Raw genomic sequence first — 18,963 nt, forward strand, 5'->3', positions numbered from 1 at the left:
CCATTGTCGTGTCTTCATCGTTATGCCGCCAGGATTTGCAGACTGCGGATCACGGCCTGTTGCCCCAGCGTAATCTTGTAAGCGTTGTGCCTGTACGGCACTGCGCCTTGCATCGCAGCGGCGGCGACGTGCCGGAAGATCTCCGGCGTCATCGACTGTCCGATTAGCGCCTGTTCGGCATTGCGCGCACGCCACGGCTTGGTGGCGACGCCGCCCAGTGCGATGCGCGCATCGCGTACGACGTTGCCGTCCAGCGCGACGATGATGGCGCTGGATGCCAGCGCGAACTGGTAGGACGCGCGATCGCGCAGTTTCAGATAACCGGAACGGCTGCCGGCGATTGGCGGATCCAGCACGATGTGCGTGATCAGTTCGTCGTCCTGCAGGGCGTGCTCCTTCCACGGCGTGCTGCCGGGCAGCAGATGGAAGTCGAGGAAATCGATCGTGCGTTCGCCGCGCGGCCCTTGTACCTGCACGGTTGCACCGATCGCCGCCATCGCCACGCACATGTCGGACGGATGCGAGGCGATGCAGTGTTCGCTGGTGCCGAGCACCGCATGCACGCTGCGGTTGTGGCCGTCGATGGCGGCACAGCCGGAATGCGGCTCGCGCTTGTTGCATGGCGAGACGCCGTCGCGGAAATAGCCGCAGCGCACGCGTTGCATGATGTTGCCGGCGGTCGTGGCCTTGTTGCGCAATTGCGTGGTGGCGCCGGACAGCAGCGCCTGCGACAGGACCGGATAGTCGCGCAGTACCGTCTTGTCCTGCGCCAGCGTGGTATTGGTGACCATCGCGCCGATGCGCAGCCGGCCATCCGGCAGAGTCTCGATGCGATCCAGCGGCAGCCGTGCGATGTCGACCACGCGCTGCGGACGCATCACGTCGATCTTCATCAAGTCCAGCAGCGTGGTGCCGCCGGCCAGATAGGAAGAGGGCAGTTGCGCGTGGAAGGTAATGGCTTGCGTCTGATCGGCGGCGCGCGTGTAGTCGAAGTTGCGCATCAGCCGGCTCCTTTCAGCTTGCCGCGCGCATCCTGCACGGCGGCGAGGATGTTCTTGTAGGCGCCGCAGCGGCAGATGTTGCCGCTCATGGCTTCGCGCACACTGGCATCGTCGCTGCCGATGTGCGGATCGTTCAGTACGGCGACGGCCGTCATGATCTGGCCGGACGTGCAGTAGCCGCACTGGAAGGCATCGTGTTCCCAGAATGCCTGCTGTACCGGATGCAGCTGGCCGTTGCGCTCCAGGCCTTCTATCGTCGTGATGCTGTCGCCGTCATGCGAGACGGCCAGCGACAGGCAGGAATTGATCGGCTTGCCGTTGACGTGCAGCGTGCATGCGCCGCACTGGCCGTGATCGCAGCCTTTCTTCGTGCCGGTCAGCTGCAGCTGGTCGCGGATCACGTCAAGCAGGATGGCGTTGGGCATGACCTGCAGCGTATGCGGTTTGCCGTTGACCGTGATGCTGATGGTGTGGCTGCCATCGGTCTTTTGCGCTGCCGGCGGCGGCACTTCGATGGTGTGTGCGGTTTGCGCCCACGCATTGTTGCCCGCGGCCGCCAGGCCGGATGCCGCGCCCATCGATTTGAGGAAGTCGCGCCGCGCCGGATGCGACGGCGAAGACGCTGAACTGCTAGATGCCGCCGTCAGCGGAAAAGAGGAATCCTGATTTGCCATGAACGCCGCCTGTGAAACGATCTGGGTTAGCGTCGGCATCGGCATGCACGTCGTCGATGCCTCATCGGTATTCGTGTTGCCTGCTTCAGCCCGATTGATCGTCAACGCGAGGCGAAGTTCAATGCCGCAAAAACATTGCGCAGGCGCAATCCGGTATCCTCTGTCTTCCGTTTTCGTCGTCGATCGCTGCGACCGCTCGCATTTGGCCGATGCCGATGTTTGACCTCAAGTTAGGTTGAGGCCCTACACTGGCCGCCTTTCGATTGCAGGAAATCACCAATGACCCAGAAGATCACGCCGTCCACCGTACTGTTCCTGACGATTTCGCCACTGTTGTGGGCCGGCAATGCGATTGTCGGCCGCACGGTCAACGAGATGGTGCCGCCGGTCACGCTGAACCTGTTGCGCTGGACGATCGCGATGCTGATCCTGCTGCCGCTGGCGAGCCGCGTATTCCGTCGCGGCAGCGCGCTGTGGCCGAACTGGAAGCGTTTCTCGCTGCTGGGATTGCTGGGCATAGGCTTGTACAACACCTTGCAGTATCTGGCGCTGCATACGTCGTCGCCGATCAACGTGACACTGGTGGCGGCCAGCATGCCGGTCTGGATGATGCTGATCGGGCGCATGTTCTTCGGTTCGTCGATTTCGCATCGGCAGACGATAGGCGCGGTGCTGTCGATCTGCGGCGTGCTGCTGGTGCTGAGCCGCGGCGAATGGCATGTGCTGATGTCGATGCGGCTGGTGCCGGGCGATCTGCTGATGATTCTTGCGGCCATCATCTGGTCGTTCTACAGCTGGCTGCTGACGCTGCCGCGCGATCCGCAGGAAATCAGGCATGACTGGGCTGCGTTCCTGCTGGCGCAAGTGGCATTCGGCGTCGCATGGTCGGCCTTGTTTACCGCCGGAGAGTGGTCGATAGGTGCGCAGCAGATCGTCTGGGGCTGGCCGCTGGCTGCGGCTTTGCTGTTCGTCGCCATCGGCCCGGCGATCATCGCGCTGCGTTGCTGGGGCATCGGTGTGCAGCGCGTGGGGCCGACCATTGCCGGTTTCTTCAGCAACCTGACGCCGCTGTTCGCGGCGCTGATGTCTTCGGCCTTTCTCGGTGAAATCCCGCACCTGTATCACGCCGTGGCGTTCGCGCTGATCGTCGGCGGCATCGTGGTCTCATCGCGACGCTGACGGCGGCGCGCTGGCGATCGCCGTTTCGCTTTCGTCTGCAGTTTCATCGCCGGCTTCGTCGACTTCGTTGCCAAGGTCATCCGTGTTTTCCTGCATGCGCTTCGGGCTTTCGCGGCGATGATCGGTGATTTTCCCTTTAGATCTGGCGACCTGCCTGTCCAGCTTTTCGACCACGCCGTCGATGGCGGCGTATAGATCCTGTGCCTGTTCCTCCGCATGCAGCGTTTCGCCTTTCAGCCGCAGGGTGACTTCGGCGCGCTGGCGGATTTCCTTTTGCGGCAGGGTATCCACGCTCAGCAGGACTTCGATTTCAACGATACGGTCGCAGTGGCGGACGATACGGTCCAGTTTCCCGACGATGTATTCGCGGATGCCAGGCGTCAGATCGAGATGATGGCCGGTGATCAGGATGTTCATGCGTTCTCCTTTTATTGAGGAATGTGACAGGTAGAACACAGGACGGATCAATCGTTCCTGACGAAAAATCGACTCATGAACATGGTTTTTCTCAAACGGATTCTGACGACGATTGACGGCGTTTTCCTACTGGATGTTTCCGTACGGTGTGGAAGAATGCGGGCAGGCGGTCGATCCGATCGGCCGTTGGTATTGCAGTTTTCTCTCAATATCGATAATGCAGGCAACACGGCATTCAACATAAAGGAGATCGTCATGGCAACACTGGATACTCCCATGGTCGAACGACGCCAACTGCCCGATCGTCGTGCAAACATGGACAGACCTGGATTGACGGGGGCCGACTGGGTTCCGCTGGCGCTGCTGATTCTCGGCGGCCTGAACTGGGGACTGATCGGATTGATGAACATCGATGTCGTCGCAATGATTTTCGGCGAAGGGCCGGGCGCGCGTCTGATCTATCTGCTGGTCGGCCTGTCGGCGCTGTACGGCATCTATATGGCCTTCCATCTGGGGCAGCGAAAAACCGCGCACAAATAACCATAAATCTTTCCGTCTGCGGCGGTTGTCCGGATTTTTCCGGCAATCGCCGTTTTCATTTACTTTCCCTTTTTGTTATTTTCTTTTCGACAATCTTGCCGTTCCGTTTCCGCGAGTAAATAATGGATCGACCGGGTTTTGCGCTGCCGCAACGCCGGATGGAAATAATTCAGAAATTTATATTTCATTAGTAAAATATTTTGGAGTAAAATAAAAAGCATCCCAACTTCAACCGCGGCACGAAGATGAAAACGATTGCCAGTCTCAGCCTGATCTGTTGCACAGCCTTGCTCGGCGCCTGCGCCGACATGGGACACATCGTGCCGCAGTCGCAGCAGGTGGATGCCAATGCGCTGGGCGGCGTCGGTGCGGAACAGACAGGCAAGGCAGTCGAAGCGGCGAAGTGGCCGCAAACGCAATGGTGGAAAGCCTACGACGATCCGCAGCTCGATGCGCTGATCGATCAGGCGCTGGCCGGCAATCCGAACCTGCGCATCGCCGAAGCGCGCGTGCGCCAGGCACAGGCAATCGCGGGTGGTGCCGAGGCGGCGACCCTGCCGCAAATCGAAGCGAAGACGGCGATGACCTACCAGCTGTTTTCCGAGCACGACTTCATCCCACCGCCGCAGGCCGGCCACGTCGACTGGTACAACCGCGCCGCACTGGAAGCGACCTACGATCTCGATCTGTGGGGCCGGCAGCGTTCGACATTGGCTGCCGCCATCGATGAAGTGAAGGTGGCAGAAGCCGAATCGCAGATCGCGCGGCTGGCGCTGGAAAACAATATCGTGCGCGCCTATGTGCAACTGTCGCTGCAGTTCGCGCTGAAGGACATCGCCGAGGAAACGCTCAAGCACCGCGTAAAAGGCCTGGATGTCATGCGCAAGCGCCTGGCGGCCGGTCTGGCGACGGAGATGGACGTCACGCAACTGGAAGCTGCGGTACCACCGCTGCAGATCCAGATCGAGCAGTACGACGAAGCCGTCACGCTGCTGCGCAACCAGTTGGCTGCATTGAGCGGCAAGGGGCCGTCCGCCGGCGCGCAGATCGCGCGGCCGACGATGAAGCTGGAAGGCAACGACTGGCTGCAATTGCCGGCCATGCTGCCGGCCGACCTGATTGGCCGTCGGCCCGACGTCGCGGCGCGACGCTGGGGCGTGGAAGCATCGGCGCGCGAGATCGATGCAGCCAAGGCAGCCTTTTATCCGAACATCAACCTGATGGCCTTCATCGGTTTCCAGTCCGTCGGTTTCAGCCGATTCATCAACAACGAATCGGCGATACGCGGCATCGGTCCGGCGATTTCGCTACCGATCTTCGACGGCGGCCGCCTGCGCAGCAATCTGGGTGCGCACACCGCCGCTTACGATGCATCGGTGGAGAACTACAACGCCACCGTCATCCATGCGCTGGAAAGTGTATCGAACGCACTGGTCACTGCGCAGTCGTTGCAACAGCAGCAAAAGATGAACGATGCGGCGGTCGCCACGGCGGTGCATGCCCGCACGTTGGCGAGCAAGGGATTCGCCGCCGGCCTGGCCGATTTTCTTGTGCTGCTGAATAGCGAGATCAGGCTGTTGTCGCAGGAACAGTTGCAGGCGCAGATTGCCGCACGCATGCTGGAAAGCCATGCGGCGCTGATGCTGGCGCTGGGTGGTGGCTATCAGCCCGAACATCAGCCCGAACCCGTGAAGCAAGCTTCCCAACCAGGCGACGATCAACCGAAAACGGAGCAGCCATGAGCGCATTCGACAGTACGGCGGGCCGCATCGCACGCTGCAGAGAACGCATACCGGATTATCCGGCGCAACTGGTCACACTGAGCCGCCTGGCCTATCACATCCAGAAACGTTCGCAGGACCAGTTGAATGCGGTGTTGAAGAAACACGGGCTGACGAACGTCAGTTTTACGGCATTGATGGTGCTGTACGGCTCGGAAAACGAGACGCAGCGTGCGTCTGATCTGGGCGAAGCCTGCTCGGAAAAGCCGGCCAACATGACGCGCATCTGCAACGAACTGGAACAGCAGGGACTGATCAAGCGCCGCTCCGGCGTGGAAGATCGCCGCAGCGTGACGATTTCGCTGACGGCGGCAGGGCGCAGGCGCGTCGAACAACTGTCACCGGAGCACTGGGCGATCCTGCACCGCACTTATGAAGGCATCGCCGAACGCGATCTGCGCCAGCACGAAGAATTGCTGAAGCGCCAGCTTGCCAATCTCGAAGCGGAGGGACAGTGAGCACACCGGCCAGTGCATCGGCCGATGTTGTGGCCGAGACTGTGGCTGCCGAAGCACGGCCGCCGCGTCGTCGCCATGCCGGACGTTTGATGCGCGCCATCACGCAGGACTGGATAGGCAGCGAGGGCGAACGCTGGCTGTTCGTGCTGAAGACACTGTTCGCCGCCTTTCTCGCGCTGTGGATCGCCTTCCGTCTCGGCTTCGATTCGCCGCGCAGCGCGATGATGACGGTCTTCATCGTCGCCTTGCCGAGCAGCGGCCTGGTGCTGGAAAAAGGTTTCTATCGTCTGGTCGGCACGCTGGTAGGTTGCTGTGCGGCGCTGGCGATCGTCGGCCTGTTTCCGCAGCAGCCGATGCTGCTGTTCATTGCGCTGGCGATCTGGGTCGCGCTGTGCACCGGCGGTTCCACGCTGCTGCGCAATGCGCGTTCCTACGGTTTCGTGCTGGCGGGCTACACGGCCTGCATGATCGCGATTCCGGCGATCGACGATCCGCTTGGCGTCTTCAATCTGGCGGTGGCGCGCGTCACCGAGATCACGCTTGGCATCCTGTGCGTGGCGGTCGTCAACGATGCGCTGTTTCCGCGCCATCAGAGCGAACAGCTGGTGCAGGCAGTGCGCCGCCTGTATCTGAATTTTGCGCAGCTATGCCACGACGCGATGCGCGGCAAGCTGAGCGAGACGCAACTGGAAAAGCTGCATCTGCAGTTCGCCACCGAAGTCGCCGCGCTGGAATCGAACCGTGCTGCTGCCTTCTTCGAAGCCGGCGACATCCGTACACGCACGCAGCAGCTGCATGCATTCAACGCGGCGGCCATGGCGGCGCTGACGACCTTCCATACGCTGCACCAGTGGATGCAACGTCTGCGAGATCGTGGCGATTCGCCGGTGCCGCAGGCGATGGCACCGTTGTACGCATCCTTTTCGCAAGCCTTGCTGGTGACGGAGCTGCCGGCACGCACCGCGGCCGAAGCTGCCGTGACGCGCGAACGCTTCGCACTGTTGCAGCAGCAACTGCCGCAGATGATCGAACAGGCACGCGCCGAATTTTCACTGGCCGATCCTTCCGGCCGCCAACGACTGGACATGGATACCGCGCTCGAACTGATGCAGCGTTTCAACGACGAGATGTATCGGCTCATTGCGATCTATCACGAATTGCCGGGGCGGCTGACCGAAGCGACGCGTGCGCAGCAAGTGAAGCCCTTGCCGTACAGCGCGCGCACGCCGGGAACGATCGCCATCGCCGCAGGCCTGCGTGCCGCTGCCGCGCTGCTGATACTGGCTCTGGCGTGGTATGGACTGAATTGGCCGAGCGCTGGCGGCGCGGTGATCCTGACCGTGGTCTTCTGTGCGCTAGCAGCGTCGTCGCCGGACCCGAACCAGATGATCAAGCAGGTGACGATCGGCTTTGCGGCAGCGACGCCGTTTGCTTTCGTTTGCGCGTTCTACATGCTGAACCATGTCGAGGGCTACCTGATGCTGGTGTTGTCGATGGGTGCCTTTCTGGTGTTCGGTCTTTATGCGACGACATGGCGCCGCGTGGCCGGTATCGGCCTTGGCTTCAACCTGATGTTCGCGCAGATCATCGCACCGGAAAACCTGATGCGCTTCAACGTCGTCAATTTCTTCAACGACGCGATCGCGCAGATCATCGGCCTGGTGCTGGCCTCGGTGATGTTCGCACTGATCCTGCCTGAACATCGCCAGGGTTCGCGCCGCCATATCGAGCGTGCGATGTGGGAAGAGGCATTGCTGCTGTGCATCAGCGACCGGCTGCAGCTGCGCCACCACTTCGAAAACCGTATGCGCGATCTGTTGAACCAGTTGAACATGGGCATACGCGGCACCGCTGACGTTGAAACGCGCCGCGTGCTGAATCAGGCGATCGCGCTGCTGGAACTGGGGCATGCCATTCTCGATCTGCGTGCGCTGAATGCGCAACTGCCGGCTGGCCATCTGGCGCGCCTCGAAACCGAAAAATGCATGGCCGTGCTGGCCGCTTATTTCGGACGGCCGCAAACGACGATGCATGCGCGTGCCCTGGTGGTCACGCGTGAGGCCGGTGTCGAATTGCGCGCCTTGAAGGCGGAAGCGGCAGCGGGCAGCGGCGAGGCCGCTGTGCTGCAACGCGCGCTGACGGACTTGCATCTGATCTACGCATCGCTGCTGGATTCGTCGCTGAACGTATCGCGGCCGGTTGCCGCTTCATCGAATGGAGGTGCCGAATATGGCGCGTGAGATTGCTGTTTTCGGCATCCTGATGCCGTCGCTGCTGCTGGTCTTCGTACTGAGCCTGCTGATTCACGTGGGCGTCGACTGGTTGTGCGGCCATTTCGGCGTCTATCGCTACGTCTGGCACAAGTCGCTGTTCCGCCTGTGCCTGCTGGTCTGCATCTTCGGCGTGCTGGCCTTGCTGCTTTATTGAATACATCAACAAGAAACGGGAGCGCATCATGCGTCGATCTGTCTACCTGCGTTATTTGATCACGGCAGTACTGCTGCTGATCGCGTTTTTATTCGGCCGCTACCTGTGGAACGACAACATGAATTCGCCGTGGACGCGCGACGGACGCATCAAGGCCGACATCATCCACATTGCGCCGGATGTGTCGGGCATCGTCACCGGCGTGTCGGTCATCGACAACCAGTTCGTGCACAAGGGCGATCTGCTGTTCTCGATCGACAAGGACCGCTACGCGCAGGCACTGGCACAGGCGGAGGCAAACGTCGCCGCGCAACAGTCGGAGAAGAACATGCGTGCGCGGGAAGCGGCGCGCCGCGCCGGACTGGATGCCGCCATCGTCACCAGCGAGAACCGTGAATCGGCTGCATCGCTGTCGGCAATCGCCGCTGCGCGCTATGAAGCCGCTGTCGCCGCACGCGATACCGCAAAGCTGAACCTGGAACGCACCGACGTGCGCGCGCCGGCCGACGGTTATGTAACCAATCTGCACGTCTATGCCGGCGATTACGTCTCGGCCGGCGTGGCGCGGCTGGCCGTGATCGACAGTAATTCCTTCCACGTCAGCGGCTATTTCGAGGAAACCAAGCTACCTTACCTGAACGTCGGTGATGCGGTGGAAATCCGCATGCTCGACGGTAGCCCGGCGATGCACGGCCATATCGACAGCATTTCGCGCGGCATCACCGATCGCGACGCAACGACGGGCAGGGAACTGCTGGCCGACGTCAACCCGACCTTCAACTGGGTACGCCTCGCGCAACGCATCCCGGTGCGCATTCGCATCGACGATCTGCCGAAGGATCACAAGCTGGCTGCGGGCATGACTTGTACGGTGATCGTCAAGCCGGGAGAAGCAGCGAAAGAGGAAAAATCCGATAAAAATTAATACGATAAGACACAAATCTCTTGATGCGCTTTATCAAATAAAGACACCAAACAAGACAACTTATTTAACAATTTTCCCATGTATATGGGGGACTAAAATCGGTTGCCTTCGGGTAACTTCCGCTATTCGATTCAATGATGTTTCATCGGGTAGCGGTAGATGCGGTTACAAGGCAAATCCTCCAATGTAGTTGGAAGCGGGCGGTTGAATGATCTCCTGCTTTCGCTACATCCTCTTTCTTTCGTCGCAGTCGCACGCCTGCCAGCCATTTTTGTGCTGCTGGCCGTTCTGTCATTTCCTCTCATCCCAGCGTGGGCTCAAACAACAGGGATTGCTCCCGCCCAAAGAGCAGAAGAAGGATTGCGTCGACAGGAAGAGCGTTTGCGTGAACAACTGCAGCAGCAAGTCCCGAAGCAGGATCTGTTGCGTCCGGAACCGGCAGAATCCGCGGTAACGGAATTGCCCCACGAGACTCCTTGCTTCGTCATCGAAGAATTCCGTTTTGAAGGTGATGGCGTACAGCGATTCGCCTGGTTGAAGAATGTGGTACTTCCTTATCGTGGGCAATGTATCGGCCTCGAAGGGATACGCAGGATTGCAGCATTGCTGGATGCCAAGCTGATCGAGTGGGGCTATGCGACGACGAAGACCAGCCTGCCTGCGCAGAATATGAGCGGCGGTACGCTACTGTTTCATGTACATGTCGGCAGGGTGTCGGCAGTGCGTTTCGTCGAAGCTGGCAGCGATCTGCCGGACAAGGCCTGGGGCACGTGGCGCAATGCATATCCAGTATCCGAAGGCGATGTACTGAACATCCGCGATCTGGAGCAGGGAACAGAGCAGATGCAACGCCTGCCGAGCCAAGCAGTACGCAACAGGATCGAGCCAGGGGAGCAAGCCGATACTAGCGTCGTTGTCATCGAAAGACAGGCCGGCAGCCTTGCGGATCGGATGCGCGGCGGCCTTACGCTGGACAATTCAGGCACCGAGCCATTGGGCAAGAAGCAGTTCTCCGGCTATCTATCCCTGGATAATCCGCTTGGCCTGAACGACATCCTCAGTCTTAACGTCAGCAGCAATACGGAGAATCTGAACTCCGAACATCGCAGCCAAAGCGCTTCCATCGGTTATAGCATTCCTTTCGGATACAGCACGCTGTCTTATAACCGTTCCAAGAATCGTTATGCCCAGATCGTGCAAGGTACGACAGCGCATTTTCTTTCCAGTGGCTCCAGTAGTTCGGATCAGTTCAGGCTGGATCACATCCTTCTGCGCAATGCCTCTTCCAAATTCGGCGTCTATGCAGCCGTCTCGACACGGCGTGCCCGGAGCTTTCTGGACGATGTCGAACTGCTGGTTCAGAAGCGGCGTACCACCAATTTCGAAACAGGCATCAACTACAAAAAGCTGATCGGCGATGCAGCTATTTATCTGGAAGCGGGCTATCGGCGCGGGATGGGATGGAAGGATGCACAGGAAGATTTCAGCGATAGTCCAGATGGTCTGACGCTACGTCCGAAATTATGGTTGTTCTCAGCCAGCATTACCAAGCCCTTTGCCATTGCGGAGCAACCGTTTCAATACAGCCTTTCCATCAACGGCCAGCACACGAAGGATGTGACGACCTCGAACGATCAATTCTCGATCGGTAATCGTTACAGCGTACGTGGTTTCGATGGCGAGAGCATCTTGCTGGCCGAAAGCGGCTATTCGTTGCGCAACGAAGTGGCCACCTCGTTCCAATTGGCTGAAAGCGTGAGTATGCAGGCGTATGCCGGTATCGATCTCGGCCGCGTATGGGGTGCCAGCGCCGAGCTGTTGATTGGCACCAAGCTTGCCGGCGCCGTACTTGGCCTGCGCGGTCAATGGAAGGGATTGCAGTGGGACATAGGAGTTGGCACGCCGCTCTACAAGCCGGAAGGTTTTACGACACGCAATACAAATCCGTACCTGACGGTGACATACGGTTTCTAAAAGACAGTGAAAACAACTGAACAACAGTTGGATATTGGCAGGACAAGGGGAGTTAACGATGAAGAAGCAATCCAATCTCGATATCGATTCGATGGAATCGAACGTAGTATGTGCCACACGCCGTCCATGGGTGTCTCTGGTTGCCAAAGCCGTCACTTTTCTTTACCTCGCCCAAATCATCGGACCGGTCGCCTCAGCCTTTGCGCAGGTCGTCGCGTACAAGAATGCGCCGGCTGGTCGCCGGCCCATCATGGATGCGGCCAACAACGGCGTTCCTATCGTCAATATCGCACCGCCTTCCGCCGGAGGGGTGAGCCGTAACCAATATCAGGATTTCAATGTCGCGCCGAAAGGCTTGATTCTCAATAACAGCAGAAACAACAGCAAGACACAGCTTGGCGGCTGGGTTGCCGGCAATCCCCAGATGGGAGCAACGCCGGCACGCGTCATTCTCAATGAAGTGGTGTCAGGGAATCCGTCCCGGTTGAGAGGAACGATTGAGGTCGCCGGTCAGAAGGCCGCCATCGTCGTCGCCAATCCCAATGGCGTGAGCTGCGACGGTTGCGGTTTTCTGAATACGGATCGCGCCACGCTGGCAGCCGGCGCGCCGCGATTCGGGAGCAATGGCGCACTGACTGGCTTCAACGTCGGTCAGGGGCAATTGAATATCGGTACGCAAGGGCTGAATGCGGCCAATATCGAACAACTTGACCTCATCGCCCGCGGCATCGTCATCGAAGGCGAGATCTGGAGCAGGAATCTCAATGTGATCGCGGGCAGGAACGAGGTGCTTTACGGCACCCTGCAGGCAATTGCAAAGAATGGCAGCGACTCTGCGCCAGAATTCGCAATCGATATCAAGGAACTGGGGGGCATGTATGCCAACCAGATTTATATGGTTGCCACCGAGCAGGGACTTGGTGTCAACAGTACCGGCCGCATCGCGGCGTTACAGGGAAATCTGACTCTTGCCACCAATGGCGATCTGGCGTTGACGGACGGTTACGCAAAGCAGAATCTGCAGCTTGCCGCAAGCGGAAATATTGTATTGAAGGATAAGGCCATTGGCGACAGCGCGGTACGTATCGCCTCCCTTGGGAATCTCGACAATCTCGGCATCGTTTTCAGCGGCGGAGATATCGAAATGAAGGCAGCCGCAATCAATGACAACAAGGGCAAGCTTATGGCTGCCGGCGATCTTTCGATGCATGCTCATGCCATTTCTCTCAATGAGACGACGCTCACTGCGGACGGCAATGCAATGCTTTCAGCATCGACGGATGACGTTCAAGCAGACAAGTCAACGCTTTATGCAGGCGGCAATCTGGGCATTGCTGCAGCAGAGCGGATCGTCAATGCCGACGGTGTATGGCAGGCAAGAGGCAATGTATCGCTGCAGACTAAAAGTATCGACAATCGTGCGAGCAGCATCCTTGCCAATCAAGCTTTGAACATGACTACGTCGAGCGATGGCCTGCTCGACAATCAGGCTGGAACGCTGGTCGGCAATGTAGCGGTTGCGTTGAACGGAAGTGAAATCCGTAATGCACAGGGAACGATCGCGACAGATGGAATCTTGTACATCGATACGAAGAATGCGCAATTGGACAACACGGATGGGAACATTCAGGCAGGTGCAGATGCGACGGTCTCTGTCGCAGCATTGGATAACACCAACGGCACGCTTGCCTCTTCCGGGAATATGGCGCTCGACATTGACGGCGATTACATCAACAAAGGAATTCTGTCGTCAGAAAAGGATTTCACCGTTAGCGCGAAGAATATAACCAACAACGGAACTTTGAATGCCAGCCAAAAAATGGTTGTCAATACGGGCGATTTGCTGAACGAGGGGGAAATCAGCGCTGGCAACGAAACGACGCTGAACCTTGCGGGAGCGTTGACGAATACTGCTACCGGTTTGATAGATGGCTCTGCAACGACGATCGACGCGAATACGGTCGACAACACCGGACGCGTCTACGGTGATTTACTAAAGATACAGGCGGATACGCTCAACAATAGCGATACAGGAGTGATCGCTGCCCGTGAAAACCTGCTGGTGGGTGCACGGAACATCGGCAATACGAATGGAGGGCTGATCTACAGCCTTGGTGATATTGCGATGGCGGGCGGATTTTCCGATGAGAACGCTGCTACGGGAGAAATCGAAACCCTGCTCAATGCTTCTTCAAAGATAGAGGCGGCGGGAAACATAGACATTGCAGCGAAGGATTTGATCAACCGAAACGATGAATTGGTAACCCGGACGGTGACGAGTAGTGTCGCTATCAACAAAACGCAGATTCAGCGTCATGAAAGCAGCGATTTAACGAAATACAATCCGGCACAGCTCGGCTGGTCTTCGAAATTGGGCAGAGGAATGGGAGCTTATGTATTGCCAAGCGCCGCTTACCCATTTGCTACTTATGGCACTGAGCCAAAGGATGAGGCGTACACCAGAAGATGTCGTGATGGTGATTGCGAATACACATATAGATACACAAACTCTGATCCGATATGGGCGCTTTTCGGAGTAACGCCAGGGCAGTTCGCGTTATTAAATAACAAAATTCTGGCTTTCAATGCAAATCTAACTGCACGTTCATTCGACGACTGGCGTGAATACAAGTGGACGCGAAAAGACATTACCGATACGGTTGTCGACTCTACGCGCCCAGCAGAAATTCTGGCCGGAAATGGATTGACCATTGACGCCAGCAACTCCGTATTGAATGACAACAGCAGTATGGTAGCTGGTGGAACGATCAATATTGTCGGAGCGAATGTCGAGAATCGCGGTACGCAAGGAACGCGAACGGAAAGGGATGTCGGGCGTCTCAGAATTCGTTATGTAACCCGTACCACGAACGATCCGGAATTGGATTGGTATGACCAGGGAGCGGTTACCGGCGCTCCTGTGGTTACTACAACGACGTTGCAAGCGTATACCTATAAGCAGAATGCATCGACGCCTGTGGCATCAAGGGATCTGACATCCAATGCCGGCTCGACGCCAGTGGCGCCGCTTCCGGAGGACGCGATTGATCAGTTGTCCGGTCAGACGCAATACCGCGAATGGACGATTCCGAACAGCAGCATCCTTACCGCCAAGACTGCACCGGATGCAAAGTATTTGGTTGAAAGTGACCCCCGTTTCACCATCAAGAATAATTTCCTGTCGAGCGATTACTACCGCGAGAAATTGATCGCAAGTCCGGAGTTGCAGTTAAAGCGTTACGGCGATGGCTTCGTTGAACAGCAATTGATCAACGATCAAATACTTGCGCTAACAGGTAAGCGTTATCTCAGTGGTTATACAGACACGGAGAGCGAATATAAAAGCCTGATGGATGCGGGTATCGCATTTGTGCAGCAATATCAGATCAGCCCCGGCGTAGTGTTGTCGGCAGAGCAAATGGCCTTGCTGACGACGGATATCGTGATGCTGATCAAACAGCCTGTCACATTGGCGGACGGTAGCGTGCAGGAAGTCTTGGTGCCGCAAGTTTACTTGCGTCGTCCGCAGGAAGGCGATCTTTTACCTAGCGGTGGATTGATCGCCGGATCGGATGTCACGATCAAATCTGCACACGATATCGTCAACAGTGGCCAGATTTCCGCCGATAACGAAACCACACTTGTGGCAGGCAATGATTTGACCAACCGCGACGGACGTATCAGCGGCCAGGATGTATATGCTCGTGCCAATAATGACTTCAAGAATATTTCCGGAACGATTATTGGAACTGGCGAAGACAGTCAGGTCGCCCTGTCCGCAGGCCGCGACATCGTTCTGGAAACACGCACAATCGCCGGAGAAACGAAAAGAACGGCCACGACGATCGCTTCCAAACGTGTCAATGTGGATCGTATTGCGACGGTACAAGGCGGCGACGTCACACTCGATGCCGGTCGAGACATGATCGGCAAGGCAAGTGCCGTACTCGCCGACAAGGATCTTGCAGTGGTTGCCGGCCGTGACATCAAGGTCAATGCGCTCGAAACCAGTTATGCCATCAATGATCAACGCGGCGGCCGTGTCACGAAAGGGCGTAGCGCCTATCACAAGGAAGAAAGCGTTACCAATGAATTGGCAATTTTTGGTGCGGGTAACAGCGTTGTTCTGGCAGCAGGAACTGCAGGCAAGGGCGATATTGCGCTCATTGGCGTGAATGCGGCGGCGGGTGACAGCATTGTCATGCAGGGAACCAATGTCGCGATCCAGGCAGTCAAGGATTCACAGCTTGACGATATCCAGAACGTGAGCAAGAACCGTTATGCACGATATATGCGTTCCGACGAAAAACTTTCGGGCGGCGTCATTTCCGCAGGAAATGATCTGATTGTCCGCGCTACAGGTGAGGCGGGAGCCGCCGATGAAAATGGCATAGTCAAGCCGATCGCCGGCACGGGTAACGTCAAATTATCGGGCGCTTACCTGCAATCCCAGAATGGGCAAGTCGGAGTGGTCGCCAACAACAATGTGGAAATCGGCGCAATCAAGACCGAACACGCTACCGCGTATGAGTATTACAAGAAATCGAAAAGCATGTTCAGTACCAAGGTGGTCACGATCTCGGATCTGGCGACTAGGGAACAGGTTGAAGGCAGCGTCGTCAGCGGAAAATCGGTTGCTGTTCAGGCAGGAAACTTGATCGACATGACCGGCGACGTGCTGGTCAAGGCCAGCCAGATCGTGGCAGACAACGATCTGCAAATCACCGCAGGCAGGAATCTCACCATCGGGGCGGATCAGCAGCAATCCAAATCGTACTATTTCTACGAGAAGAAAAAATCCGGCATGTTTTCTGGCGGCGGCTTCGGTGTAACCATAGGTAGCCAGAAGCTCACGCAGAAACAATGGGTAACGAAAGAGACCAATGTCGGCTCTACGGTAGGCAGCGTTGGCGGTAACGTTGATCTCTCGGCCGGCAAGCAATATACGCAGACGGCCAGTCAGGTCAGTTCTCCAGATGGGGATGTCAATATCATTGCACAGAAGGTCGATATTAATGCCGTAGCTGATTCACAGCTGGCTCGCAGCGAACAACGCTTCAAGCAAAGCGGCCTGACGGTTGCCATCAGCAGCCCGGTAATCAGTGCAATTCAAACCGTGCAACAGATGGCGCAGGCAGCCGGGCAAACCTCTGATGGCAGAATGCAGGCGCTTGCCGGCGCTACTTCGGCCTTGGCAATCAATGATGCCTATGGCGCAATACAACGCGGGCAAGGTGTTGATGTTGGCGACAAGACGAATCAAATCATTACCAGTAGGGATGCAAATGGAAATGTAACCGGTAGTCGTGATGCCAATGCTGCGGACAAGGTAGGAGGCATAAACGTCAGCATCAGCTATGGTTCTTCCAAGAGCGAAAGCAAGTCGACGCAAGCCAGCAGCACGGCTGTCGGCTCCGCGATTGCCGCAGGCGGCGACGTGACGATTGTGGCCGCTGGTGCGGGTAAGGATTCCGATATCACTGTTCACGGTTCCAACATCACAGCCGGGAACAATCTGGCGATGCTGGCGGAGGATGAAATCAAGTTGATCGCCGCCCGGAACACGGCGGAACAGCATAGTAGCAACAAAAGCAGTAGCGGAAGCCTGGGCGTCAGCATTGGTACTAGTGGTTTCGGTGTAACGGCATCTGCCAGTTCTGGTCGTGGCAAGGCGGATGGCAGTGATGTTGGCTGGACCAATACGCACGTAACGGCCGGGGATCAGGTTGCCATGCAGTCTGGCGGCAATACGACCATCAAGGGTGCGGCCGTCAGCGGAAATCAGGTCATCGCCAACGTGGGGGGCGACCTGAATATCGAGAGCCTGCAAGACACCAGCCAATACGACAGCAAACAGAAGAACATCGGCGGCAGCATCACGGTGGGCGCAAGCGTCTCCGGCAGCATCAGCTACAGCAAGAGCAACGTCAATAGCGATTACGCCAGCGTGACAGAGCAGAGCGGCATCAAGGCGGGTGATGATGGCTTCCAGGTCAATGTCGATGGCAATACCGATTTGAAAGGTGCGGTGATCGCTAGTACCGACAAAGCCGTGGAAGATGGCAAGAACAGTCTCGTGACCGCCAGTCTGACGATGAGCGACATCCAAAACAAGGCCGAATACGAAGGCGAGAGCATGGGTCTCAACCTCGGTAGTAGCGTCAGCCTCGATGGCAAGCTCGCGCCGAGCGGTACCAGCCTCGGTTATGGCAGCGATAGCGATAATGCAAGCAGCGTCACGCAAAGCGGCGTTTCCGGCATTGCGGGTAATAAGGATGTTCGGACAGGCGACAAGGAAACCGGCATCCAGAAGATTTTCGATGCCGAACGAGTGCAACACGAGATAGATGCACAGATGAAGATCACGCAGGCATTCGGACGCGAAGCGCCAAAGGCAGCGGCAAACTTTGCAGCGAGCCAAATGCAAGGCCTGAAAGATCAGGCCATGGCAGCAGTGCAAGCAGGTGATGAGAGCAAAGCGGCACAATTACTCGCCGAAGTAGGGAAATGGGATGAAGGCGGCGCCTATCGCATTGCATTGCATACCGCTCTGGGTGGTTTTGCTGGAGGTGTCGATGGTGCATTGGGAGCAAGTGCGGCGGCAAGTGCGGCGCCGCTTTTAAATCAACTGCAGGATGGCGTCTTGACAGCGTTGAAGGATGCTGGAATTGGTGAAACGGTTGCCAAGGCCGCTGCGCAATTGATTGCACAAGGAACGGCAGCAAGTGTGGGGGCTGTAGTTAGTGGCGGGAATGTGGCTGGTGCGGGAATGGCGTTCAATACCGATACCAATAATAGACAACTGCATCCTGAAGAAAAAACACTTGCGCAAAAGCTGGCGAAGCTAAGTGGAGGAAAATACACGGCAGAACAAATTGAAGAGCAAATGCGGAGTATGGATGTTGTTATTAATGGAGAGGTTGAACCAGGTATCGTTGACGTAGTTTTGGACGGAAAGCCCTTGGATGAAGGTAGTACATGGGTTCCCGGTGGCGGTACGGTTGTTGTTCAATCTTTGGCGGATATGAATCCGGAGTTGCGCGCATTCATTGTGCAAAATACTACCGGTGAAGGTATACCTGGCACGATCACTTATGCAGGTCCTTTTGATGCGCCGTCTGTACCTAAGGTTATCAATACCCCACCTATTCAAACAGCGGCATGCCCTTATGGTGCGTTTGATTGTGCGGCGGGTATCCCGGTAGATAATTTGGTGCAACGTCGAAATAACGCTGCAGATTTTGCTAGCTGGCTTTCGACACAATCAGGGCGTTTTTCTTCATTGTCGACAGCATATGGCGCTTATTTATCGATGAATCCTAATCCAGTTTCTCAGGCCGGGGCGGCAACACAGTATGGAATGGCAGGTATAGCGGAGATAGTCGAATTTAGTGCTGGAGCTTTGGAGCAATTTTTGAGGCCAAACATAGGGGCAACTACAGTGAATTCATTGACTGATTTGGCGGCAAAGCCAATGATGGATCGCTATCCTTTAGGGGCTCCGTTTACGAATGAAGTACTGGAGATGTGGAAAAATTCTTCTACAGCTCAAGAGATGCAAAACAAAATTAATGGGAAAGAATAAGA

Annotated in this window: 12 protein-coding genes; 9 read left to right on the plus strand and 3 right to left on the minus strand. The window is 57.1% G+C overall.

From position 1 onward, the window contains the following. Nucleotides 1-20 precede the first annotated feature (20 nt). Nucleotides 21-1,001: an FAD binding domain-containing protein gene (locus tag IEV40_RS09500; RefSeq protein ID WP_188420909.1), complete on the minus strand. Its 981-nt coding sequence runs from the start codon at nt 999-1,001 to the stop codon at nt 21-23. Then, nucleotides 1,001-1,675: a (2Fe-2S)-binding protein gene (locus tag IEV40_RS09505; protein ID WP_188420911.1), complete on the minus strand. Its 675-nt coding sequence runs from the start codon at nt 1,673-1,675 to the stop codon at nt 1,001-1,003. Before IEV40_RS09505 ends, IEV40_RS09500 begins: the two co-directional genes overlap by 1 nt. A 279-nt stretch (nt 1,676-1,954) precedes the next feature. Between IEV40_RS09505 and IEV40_RS09510 the strand changes: the two genes are divergently transcribed. Then, nucleotides 1,955-2,854 carry a DMT family transporter gene (locus tag IEV40_RS09510; protein WP_188420913.1) on the plus strand — a complete coding sequence of 300 codons (900 nt, stop codon included), beginning with the start codon at nt 1,955-1,957 and terminating at the stop codon, nt 2,852-2,854. On the opposite strand, the gene hpf is transcribed toward IEV40_RS09510, so the two are convergent. Next, a complete protein-coding gene (gene hpf, locus IEV40_RS09515) occupies nt 2,840-3,271 on the minus strand; it encodes a ribosome hibernation-promoting factor, HPF/YfiA family (protein WP_188420915.1) in 432 nt (143 codons plus the stop codon). The two genes, IEV40_RS09510 and hpf, sit on opposite strands and share 15 nt — an antisense overlap. Before the next feature lie 255 nt (nt 3,272-3,526). Here hpf and IEV40_RS09520 point away from each other — a divergent pair, with 255 nt between their 5' ends. The 8 genes from IEV40_RS09520 to IEV40_RS09555 all read left to right on the plus strand — a co-directional run bounded on the left by IEV40_RS09520 (nt 3,527) and on the right by IEV40_RS09555 (nt 18,961). Next, nucleotides 3,527-3,811, plus strand: coding sequence for a DUF378 domain-containing protein (locus IEV40_RS09520; RefSeq protein WP_188420917.1), 285 nt, complete (start codon nt 3,527-3,529; stop codon nt 3,809-3,811). Between the two features lie 245 nt (nt 3,812-4,056). Continuing rightward, the gene (locus IEV40_RS09525; protein ID WP_188420919.1) at nt 4,057-5,553 is read left to right on the plus strand and encodes an efflux transporter outer membrane subunit; all 1,497 of its coding nucleotides are present in this window, start codon (nt 4,057-4,059) and stop codon (nt 5,551-5,553) included. Continuing rightward, the gene (locus tag IEV40_RS09530) at nt 5,550-6,050 is read left to right on the plus strand and encodes a MarR family winged helix-turn-helix transcriptional regulator (protein ID WP_188420921.1); all 501 of its coding nucleotides are present in this window, start codon (nt 5,550-5,552) and stop codon (nt 6,048-6,050) included. The genes IEV40_RS09525 and IEV40_RS09530 overlap by 4 nt, the downstream gene beginning before the upstream one ends. Continuing rightward, nucleotides 6,047-8,290 carry an FUSC family protein gene (locus IEV40_RS09535; protein ID WP_188420923.1) on the plus strand — a complete coding sequence of 748 codons (2,244 nt, stop codon included), beginning with the start codon at nt 6,047-6,049 and terminating at the stop codon, nt 8,288-8,290. The genes IEV40_RS09530 and IEV40_RS09535 overlap by 4 nt, the downstream gene beginning before the upstream one ends. Further along, on the plus strand, nt 8,280-8,477 hold the full coding sequence (locus IEV40_RS09540) for a DUF1656 domain-containing protein (RefSeq protein ID WP_188420925.1): 198 nt from the start codon (nt 8,280-8,282) through the stop codon (nt 8,475-8,477). The genes IEV40_RS09535 and IEV40_RS09540 overlap by 11 nt, the downstream gene beginning before the upstream one ends. A gap of 28 nt (nt 8,478-8,505) precedes the next feature. Next, on the plus strand, nt 8,506-9,402 hold the full coding sequence (locus IEV40_RS09545; RefSeq protein ID WP_188420927.1) for an efflux RND transporter periplasmic adaptor subunit: 897 nt from the start codon (nt 8,506-8,508) through the stop codon (nt 9,400-9,402). A 204-nt stretch (nt 9,403-9,606) separates the two neighbouring features. Further along, nucleotides 9,607-11,376, plus strand: a complete 1,770-nt coding sequence (locus IEV40_RS09550; protein WP_229724037.1) for a ShlB/FhaC/HecB family hemolysin secretion/activation protein — start codon at nt 9,607-9,609, stop codon at nt 11,374-11,376. A 58-nt stretch (nt 11,377-11,434) separates the two neighbouring features. After that, the gene (locus IEV40_RS09555; RefSeq protein ID WP_188420931.1) at nt 11,435-18,961 is read left to right on the plus strand and encodes a two-partner secretion domain-containing protein; all 7,527 of its coding nucleotides are present in this window, start codon (nt 11,435-11,437) and stop codon (nt 18,959-18,961) included. Nucleotides 18,962-18,963: the final 2 nt, after the last annotated feature.

Origin of the sequence: Oxalicibacterium solurbis (genome assembly GCF_014635845.1) — a bacterium.
Classification (GTDB): domain Bacteria; phylum Pseudomonadota; class Gammaproteobacteria; order Burkholderiales; family Burkholderiaceae_D; genus Oxalicibacterium; species Oxalicibacterium solurbis.

Bases quoted from the DNA above. Each gene is read 5' to 3' on its own strand.
- IEV40_RS09500 (WP_188420909.1), bottom strand. From the start codon at position 1,001: ATGCGCAACTTCGACTACACGCGCGCCGCCGATCAGACGCAAGCCATT.
- IEV40_RS09505 (WP_188420911.1), bottom strand. From the start codon at position 1,675: ATGGCAAATCAGGATTCCTCTTTTCCGCTGACGGCGGCATCTAGCAGT.
- IEV40_RS09510 (WP_188420913.1), top strand. From the start codon at position 1,955: ATGACCCAGAAGATCACGCCGTCCACCGTACTGTTCCTGACGATTTCG.
- hpf (WP_188420915.1), bottom strand. From the start codon at position 3,271: ATGAACATCCTGATCACCGGCCATCATCTCGATCTGACGCCTGGCATC.
- IEV40_RS09520 (WP_188420917.1), top strand. From the start codon at position 3,527: ATGGCAACACTGGATACTCCCATGGTCGAACGACGCCAACTGCCCGAT.
- IEV40_RS09525 (WP_188420919.1), top strand. From the start codon at position 4,057: ATGAAAACGATTGCCAGTCTCAGCCTGATCTGTTGCACAGCCTTGCTC.
- IEV40_RS09530 (WP_188420921.1), top strand. From the start codon at position 5,550: ATGAGCGCATTCGACAGTACGGCGGGCCGCATCGCACGCTGCAGAGAA.
- IEV40_RS09540 (WP_188420925.1), top strand. From the start codon at position 8,280: ATGGCGCGTGAGATTGCTGTTTTCGGCATCCTGATGCCGTCGCTGCTG.
- IEV40_RS09545 (WP_188420927.1), top strand. From the start codon at position 8,506: ATGCGTCGATCTGTCTACCTGCGTTATTTGATCACGGCAGTACTGCTG.
- IEV40_RS09555 (WP_188420931.1), top strand. From the start codon at position 11,435: ATGAAGAAGCAATCCAATCTCGATATCGATTCGATGGAATCGAACGTA.